This window comes from Anaeromyxobacter terrae (assembly GCF_022690685.1).
Classification (GTDB): Bacteria; Myxococcota; Myxococcia; order Myxococcales; family Anaeromyxobacteraceae; genus Anaeromyxobacter; species Anaeromyxobacter terrae.
Genome location: NZ_JALCYY010000030.1, coordinates 61,424 through 68,761, shown reverse-complemented (window position 1 = coordinate 68,761; position 7,338 = coordinate 61,424). Strand labels below are relative to the sequence as shown.

The window sequence follows — 7,338 nt, the reverse complement described above, 5'->3', positions numbered from 1 at the left end:
CTCGGCGCGGCGCCGCCCCGGCCGCTCCGGCGATCGCGCCCGGTCCCGCGAGGCCGGTGGCCGCGGCCAGCGCGCCGGTGTCGGCGCCGGCCGCCGCTGCCGCAGACCCGCTGACCCGCGCCGCCGGCTCGCACCGCGTGGTCGTGCACACGCTCGAGGGCACCGTGAAGCGCGGCGTCATCGAGGACGCCGACCTCACCGCGCCGGCGCTCGCCCTCGCGAGCGCGCCCGGCGCCGCCGCCGAGCAGATCGCGACCGAGAAGGTGAAGGCGATCTTCTTCATGCTCGCGCCGGGCGAGGCGCCGCCCGCGGCGGAGGGGAAGAAGGTCCGCGTGACGTTCCGCGACGGCCGCCAGGTGGCGGGCTACAGCCCCGCCTACCGCGAGGACGGCCCCGGGTTCTTCATGATCCCGGGCGACACCCGCACGAACACCGGCCGGATCTGGGTCTACCGGGCGGCGACCAAGGAAGTGTCGCTGAGCTGAGCGGCGACCGGGGAGGGCCCCGCGAAGCGCGGGAGGCGCGGTCCCCCCGGTCCATCAGTTCATCCAGCGCGGCGGCTCGTCCTTGCCGTCGCGGCGGACCACCTTGAGGTGCTTCGCGCGGCGGCGCGCCTCGCGCTCCTCCACGCTGCGCCGGGCCTTCCGCCAGTACTTGCCGAGCGAGAGGCCGCGCGACATCACCCACGCCAGCGCGAGCGCGGAGAAGTGCACCGCGAAGCGGCCCGGGCCGCCGTAGGCGATCGCGTAGAGCACGGTCCCGAACACCACGAGCGCGGCCATCATCTTGGCGCTCATGTTCACGACGCCGAACCAGGAGAGCGGGCGGTCCGGGTACATGAGCGCCCAGACGACGAGCAGCGCGTTCACCGTCGGCCAGGCGTCGATGTGGGCGATGGCGGCGGGGGCGTAGACCATCGCGACGAGCGTCGCGAGCGCGCCCGCGCCGGCCGTGATCCCGAGGAAGCGCAGGAGGAAGCGGCGCTCGCCCCACACGAACACGAGCTGCTGCCCGAGCCACCAGAGCATGAAGCCCGCGAAGAACAGCGTGAGCGGGCTGTCCTGGACGAAGACCCAGGTGACGAGGCGCCAGACCTGACCGCCGACCACGCTGGGCGGATCGAAGGCGAGGACCTGCAGCACCCGCCGGTCGAGCCAGCTCGCGATGGTGACGACCGCCATCGCCACGATGAGGAGCCCGACCGCGGCGGGGACCCGGCCGCCGAACGTGAAGGCGCTGCCGAGGTCGGGAGTGCGGCGGCGGGCTTTCGGCATGTGGCGTCAGGCCTTTCTTCGTTCCCGGTAGAACAGGATGATCGACAGGCAGTGGAACTCCTTGTCGGAGCTCTGCTTCACCTCGCGCTCCACCACCTCGTACTCGGGGTGATCGGACAGCCAGCGCGTGATGTGCTCGCCCATGTGCTCACGATCACGCGCGAGCGTCGTCGTGAACACCTTCACCCCGGTGAAGTCCGCCATCCCGTACCCTCCCTCGGAACGGGCTGGACCCTACCGTCCCGGGAGGGCCCGGGCAAGATCGCGACGAGCCCCGTCAAGGCTCGACCGGCGCGAGGACGATGGCGACGCCCTGCCCGCCCCCGATGCACGCGGAGCCCACCGCCGCCCGGCCGCCGCGGCGGCGAAGCTCGTACGCGAGGTGCATGGTGATGCGCGCGCCGCTCGCGCCGAGCGGGTGGCCGAGCGCGATCGCGCCGCCGTCCACGTTCGTGCGCTCACGAGGCAGCCCGAGCTCCTGCTCGACCGCGAGGTACTGCGGGGCGAAAGCCTCGTTCACCTCGAAGAGGTCGATGTCGGCGAGGGTGGCGCCGGCGCGCGCGAGCGCGTTCCGGATCGCGGGCACCGGGCCGATGCCCATGATGGTCGGGTCCACGCCCGCGTGGCCCCAGTTCACGATCCGCGCGATCGGCCGGACGCCGCGGCGCTCCGCGTACTCGCGCGTCGCGACCACCAGCACGCCCGCCCCGTCCGCGACGCCGCTCGCCGCGCCGGCGTGGATGACGCCGTCCTTCTTGAACACCTTGGGGAGCTTCCTGAGCCCCTCGACGGTGGTGTCCGGGCGCGGGTGCTCGTCGCGGTCGAACGAGACCGGCCCCTTCTTGCCCTTCACCTCGACGGGGGCGAGCTCCTCGCGGAAGCGCCCCGCCTCGTGCGCCGCCGCCCAGCGGCGCTGGGAGAGGACCGCGAACTCGTCCACCGCGTCCTGTCCGATCCGGTGCTGCTCGGCGAGCTTCTCGGCGGTGAGCGCCATGGGCATGCCGGCGTAGCTGTCGGTGACGGCCGACCAGAGCATGTCCTCCATCGCGGGCGGCTTGCCGAAGGGGAAGCCGAAGCGCGCGCCGCGCACGACCAGCGGCGCCTGGCTCATCGACTCGGTGCCGCCGGCGAGGACCACCTCCGCCTCGCCGAGCTCGATGAGCATGGCCGCCTGGATCACCGCCTCGAAGCCCGACCCACACAGCCGGTTCACGGTGAGCGCGGGCACGTGCTGCGGCAGGCCGGCGCGGAGCCCCACGTGCCGCGCGAGGTAGATCGCGTCGGAGCTCGTCTGCGCCACGTTACCCATCACCACGTGGCCGTAGTCCTCGGCCGGCACGCCCGCCTGCGCGATCGCCGCGGTCGCCGCGTGCACCGCGAGATCGGTGGCGCTCTGGTCCTTGAGCGCGCCGCCGAGCGTCCCGAAGGGGGTCCGCTTCGCGGCGAGGATGACGACGTCCTTCTGCCCTGCCCGCTTCATGCAAGCCTCCGTCATCTAGGGATAAGGCTCGTGGTGAGGCCTTTCACGGCGAAGGCCAGGATCGCCACCGCGAGGAGGATGTTCACGATGGGGATCGCCGCCGCGGCGCGCCCCTCCGGCGAGCGCAGGAGCCGTACGGCGCGCGGGGCGTGGCGGGCGAGCATGTAGACGGAGAAGAGCGCGGCGAGGATGTGGAAGGTCACGCCGGGGATGCTACGTCCCCGGCGGACCGACCGCGCGCCTTTCGATGGGGGCTCGCCTCGGCGAGCGCTCCGCCTACGCGCCCGCGCCGGCCGGCGCGGCCTTCTTCTTGCCGAGGATCCGCGCGAGGACGATCCCGATCTCGTAGAACAGGATCATCGGCACGGCCATCATGGCGAGGTTCAGCGGGTCGCCGGTGGGCGTGATGACCGCCGCGATGATCGTGTTCACCACGATGGCGACGCGCCGGTACTTGGCGAGCGTGTCCGCCGAGACCACGCCGATGAGCGCCAGGAACGCGATGATGACCGGCACCTCGAACACCACCCCGAAGCCGAGCAGCATCCCGAGCACGAGCCCGAGGGTCGAGCTCATGGTGAGCATCGGCACGAGGGTCGCGTCGCCCGCGATGGCGAGCATCGCCGGGAACGCCGGCGGCATCACGATGTAGTAGCAGAACGCCGCGCCGACGTAGAAGAGCAGCGTCCCGAAGAACAGGAACGGGACGACGAGCCGCTTCTCCTTCCGGTAGAGGCCGGGCGCGATGAACTGCCAGAGCTGCCAGAGCACCCACGGCGCGGCCACGAACACGCCGCCGTACACGGCCACCTTCAGGTAGACCATGAGCGGCTCGATCGAGCTCGTGTAGTGCAGCACCTGCTGGCTCGGCGGCAGCGCGGCCCGCACCGGGTTCATGAGCCAGTGGAAGATGGGCTCCACGAACCCGCCCACCGCGATCATGCCCACGAGCACGCCGAGGAGCGCGTGCATGAGCCGCTTCCGCAGATCGCGGAGGTGCTCCATGAACGTGAGGCGGACCTCGCCCTCCGGCTCCGGCGCTCCGCCGGCGGGAGGGAGCTGCGGCGCGGTCGAGCTCATTCAGTCCTGGGGGGCGTCTCGGGCACGGCGGGCTCGCCGCTGGACGCCGGCGGCGCCGCCGCGGCGGGCGGCTCGGCGAGGGCGGCCTCGAGGCCGGGGACGTTGTCCGTCGTGGCCGGCGGCGGAGGCCCGGCGGGCGCGAGCGGCGCGGCCGGGACCGGCGGGACGAGCGCGGGCTTCGTGGTCTTCCGCTCGTCCGAGTAGAGCTCGGTCTCGATCTGGTCCTTGATGTCCTCGGTCGCCTTGCGGACCTCGCGCAGCGTCTTGCCCAGGGTCTTCGCGGCCTCCGGCAGGCGGTCGGGCCCGAGGAGGAGGAGCGCCAAGATGGCGATGATCACGATCTCGCCGAAGCCGAGGCCGAACATGCGTCGCCCATATAACACGGGCGAATCCGGAAGGCTTCGCGCGGTCGTTGCGGCGCCGGCCCCCAGCGCCTAACTCTCCGGCGCATGGCCTACTGGCTCCTGAAGACCGAACCCAGCGCGTACGCGTGGGACGACCTCGCCCGCGAGGGCACCACCGCCTGGACCGGCGTCTCGAACCCGCAGGCGCAGGCCAACCTGCGCGCGATGCAGGTGGGCGACCGCGCGGTCATCTACCACTCGGGCGAGAAGCGGGCGGTGGGCGTGGCGGTGGTGGTGCGTATCGCGTATCCCGATCCCACCGGGGACGGCACCGTCTGCGTCGACGTGCGGGCGGCGGAGCCGCTCCCCGCCCCCGTCCCGCTCGAGGCGCTGAAGCAGGAGCCGGCGTTCGAGGGCTCGGCGCTCCTCCGCCAGGGGCGGCTCTCGGTCGTCCCGCTCTCGCCCGCCGAGTGGCGCGATCTCGTGGGGGTGGCGGAGATCATCGCCAAGACCGGCGGCCTCCGCGCAGACGAGCGGTTCTGACGGGGGCTGGCGCCCCCGCTACTGCATGAAAAGGTCCTGGACCTCGACCTTCTGGTGACCCTCCTGCGCGGCGGTCGGCTCGGTGCCCTGCTTGAACGGCTCGAGCACGCCGCGCGCGTCCCCGGAAGGCTTCCCGGTGTCCGGATCGATCCGCACCTCCACGATGCCGGCGGGCGCGGTGAACTCCGGCTGCGGCCTGCTCTCGAGCGCGGTGCGCATGTACGAGAGCCAGATCGGCAGCGCCGCGTGACCGCCCGTCTCGTAGCGGCCGAGGGGCGTCACGTTCACGTCGTAGCCCAGCCACACCCCGGTCGCGAGGTCGTGGGTGAAGCCCATGAACCAGGTGTCGAACGAGTCGTTCGTCGTGCCGGTCTTGCCGGCGGCCGGCTTGCCGAGCGCCGCCGCCCGCGCGCCGGTGCCGACGGTCGCGACCTCGCGCAGGAGCCGCACGAGGATGTACGCGGTCCGCTCGTCCATCACCCGCTCGCGCGGCCGCGTCACCTCGGCGAACCCGGCGGCGAGCCGCTCGTCGAGCCCGACCCACGGGTCGCGCCAGTCGGCGCGATCCTCGAGCACGTTCCCGTCTCGGTCGAGGACCCGCTTCACGAACGCGGCCGGGCGCTTCTCGCCGTAGCGCGCGAAGAGCGCGTACACGTTCGTGAGCTCCCACAGGTTCACGCAGGACGAGCCGAGCGCGCTCCCGAGCTCGAGCTTCACGGGCGTGGTGAGCCCGAGCGCCTTCGCCCACTGCGCGAGCGCGAGCGGGCCGGCCTTCGCGGTGAGCGCCTCGGCGGTCTTCACCGCCGGGATGTTCATCGAGTTGACGAGCGCGGTGCGGAGCGTCACGTCCCCCTTGAAGTCCTGCCCGTAGTTCTGGGGCTTCCAGCTGTTCTCGTCGTCGCGGAAGACGATGGGCGCGTCGGTGAGGATCGTCGCCGGGGTGTAGTCGAGCTTCTCGATGGCGGCGGAGTAGACGAGCGGCTTGAAGGCGGAGCCCGGCTGGCGGCAGGACTGGAACGCGCGGTTGAACTCGGAGGCGTCGAAGTCGTAGCCCCCCACCATCGCGACCACGTAGCCCGTCCACGGGTCCACCGAGACGAGCGCACCCTGCAGCTTGGGCTCCTGCTCGAGCGAGAAGAGCAGCTCGGCCTCCGGCACCGCGGCGGCCTTCCCCACGGCGAGCTCCTTCTCGCGCTTCTGCAGCTGCTCCCGCGTGACGCGGCGGAGGAGCACCACGTCGCCCGCCTTCACCGCCACCGAGAGGCGGGAGATGAGCGCGTCGGGGTAGGAGACCTCCGGGTTCGGCCGGCGCGCCCAGCGCATGCCGGAGATGGGGAGCAGGCCGCGGTTCTCGCCGACCTCGATCTCGGCCGCGCTCGTCTTCTCGTCCACCCGCGCCACGATCCCGACGCAGTACTCGCCGGGCTCGAGCGACCCCTTCGGCCAGGCGCGCGCGAGCCGCTCGGCGAGCGCCCTCCGCTCGTCGCCGGCGACGTTCGCGACCGGCCCGTTGTAGCCCTGCCGGTGGTCGACCTCCATGAGCCCGGAGAGCATCGCCGCCTGCGCGGCGCGCTGCTTCTCGAGGTCCATCGCGAGCTCCACGCGGAGCCCGTCGTGGAGGAGCCGGTCGTTGCCGTAGCGGTCCACCACCCAGCGGCGGGCGTGCTCGACGTAGAACGGCGCCGTCTCGCGGAACACGTCGTCGACCCCGAAGACCTTCACCTCCGCCTCGGAGCCGCGCCGGCGCTCGTCCTGCGTGATGAAGCCCTCCTCCGCCATGCGGCGCAGCACGTAGCGGCGGCGGTCCTTCGCCGCCTCCGGGTTCGAGAACGGCGAGTAGCGCGAGGGCGCCTGGGGGAGCCCGGCGATGAGCGCCGCCTCCTCGAGCGTGAGCTCCTCCACGTTCTTGCGGTAGTAGTTCTCGGCCGCCGCCTGGACCCCGTAGCTGTGGTGCCCGAGGTAGACGCCGTTCAGGTACAGCCAGAGGATCTCCTCCTTCGTGAACGCGCGCTCGAGCCGCTTCGCGAGGATGAACTCGCGGGCCTTGCGGGCGAGGCTCCGCTTCGTGCCGGACTCGAAGCCCTCCGCGCTGATGAGGAGCGCCTTCGCGGTCTGCTGGGTGATGGTGGAGCCGCCCTGGATGCGGCGCCGGAGCACGAAGGTGTTCACCGCCGCGCGGAGCGTGCCCTTCCAGTCGATGCCGCCGTGCTCGAAGAAGTCCTGGTCCTCGGAGGCGATGAACGCCTGCACGAGCTTCCGCGGGATGCGCGCGTACGGGACCACCTTGCGCCGCTCGACGAAGAACTCGCCCGCGATCTGCCCGTCGCCGCTCGTCATCTCGGTGATGACGGGCGGCCGGTAGTCGGCGATCCGGGGCAGCTCCGGCAGCCCGCGCGAGAAGTAGAGGTAGCCCGCGATCCCGGCGACCACCCCGGCGTTCACCGCCACGATGGCGAGGAAGAGCGCCCAGCGGACGAGCCGCCGGACGAGGGGGCGGGGCGGGGGGACCCCGTCGAGGACCACGCGGGAGGGGGCGTCCGTCTTGCCCCCGGATTCGACCGTCGGATCGCGGCTGTCGCTCATCGGCTCGCGAATCTAAGCCCCGGGTCCGGGTGAG

Annotated in this window: 9 protein-coding genes; 2 read left to right on the top strand and 7 right to left on the bottom strand. The window is 72.4% G+C overall.

The window, feature by feature from the left end; translation table 11 throughout:
* Window positions 1-485: DUF6982 domain-containing protein (locus tag MNY62_RS14695; protein WP_408629086.1), on the top strand; the 485-nt coding region annotated here is incomplete at its 5' end.
* 54 nt (window positions 486-539) lie between these two features.
* Here the strand turns inward: MNY62_RS14695 and MNY62_RS14690 are convergent.
* The 6 genes from MNY62_RS14690 to tatB form a co-directional block, all read right to left on the bottom strand.
* A complete protein-coding gene (locus tag MNY62_RS14690) occupies window positions 540-1,274 on the bottom strand; it encodes a rhomboid family intramembrane serine protease (RefSeq protein ID WP_242344930.1) in 735 nt (244 codons plus the stop codon).
* A 6-nt stretch (window positions 1,275-1,280) separates the two neighbouring features.
* Window positions 1,281-1,478 carry a hypothetical protein gene (locus MNY62_RS14685; RefSeq protein WP_242344929.1) on the bottom strand — a complete coding sequence of 66 codons (198 nt, stop codon included), beginning with the start codon at window positions 1,476-1,478 and terminating at the stop codon, window positions 1,281-1,283.
* A gap of 73 nt (window positions 1,479-1,551) precedes the next feature.
* Window positions 1,552-2,754 (bottom strand): acetyl-CoA C-acetyltransferase, encoded by a 1,203-nt coding sequence (locus MNY62_RS14680; protein ID WP_242344928.1) that lies wholly within the window; start codon window positions 2,752-2,754, stop codon window positions 1,552-1,554.
* 11 nt (window positions 2,755-2,765) lie between these two features.
* Window positions 2,766-2,957 carry a hypothetical protein gene (locus MNY62_RS14675; protein ID WP_242344927.1) on the bottom strand — a complete coding sequence of 64 codons (192 nt, stop codon included), beginning with the start codon at window positions 2,955-2,957 and terminating at the stop codon, window positions 2,766-2,768.
* A gap of 73 nt (window positions 2,958-3,030) precedes the next feature.
* Window positions 3,031-3,834 carry a twin-arginine translocase subunit TatC gene (tatC, locus tag MNY62_RS14670; RefSeq protein ID WP_242344926.1) on the bottom strand — a complete coding sequence of 268 codons (804 nt, stop codon included), beginning with the start codon at window positions 3,832-3,834 and terminating at the stop codon, window positions 3,031-3,033.
* Window positions 3,831-4,199 carry a Sec-independent protein translocase protein TatB gene (gene tatB / locus MNY62_RS14665; RefSeq protein WP_242344925.1) on the bottom strand — a complete coding sequence of 123 codons (369 nt, stop codon included), beginning with the start codon at window positions 4,197-4,199 and terminating at the stop codon, window positions 3,831-3,833. Before tatB ends, tatC begins: the two co-directional genes overlap by 4 nt.
* Window positions 4,200-4,283: 84 nt before the next feature.
* Between tatB and MNY62_RS14660 the strand changes: the two genes are divergently transcribed.
* A complete protein-coding gene (locus MNY62_RS14660; protein ID WP_242344924.1) occupies window positions 4,284-4,721 on the top strand; it encodes an EVE domain-containing protein in 438 nt (145 codons plus the stop codon).
* Between the two features lie 18 nt (window positions 4,722-4,739).
* Here MNY62_RS14660 and MNY62_RS14655 read toward each other — a convergent pair whose 3' ends face one another.
* Complete coding sequence (locus MNY62_RS14655; RefSeq protein ID WP_242344923.1) at window positions 4,740-7,304, bottom strand: penicillin-binding protein 1A; 2,565 nt, start codon at window positions 7,302-7,304, stop codon at window positions 4,740-4,742.
* Window positions 7,305-7,338: the final 34 nt, after the last annotated feature.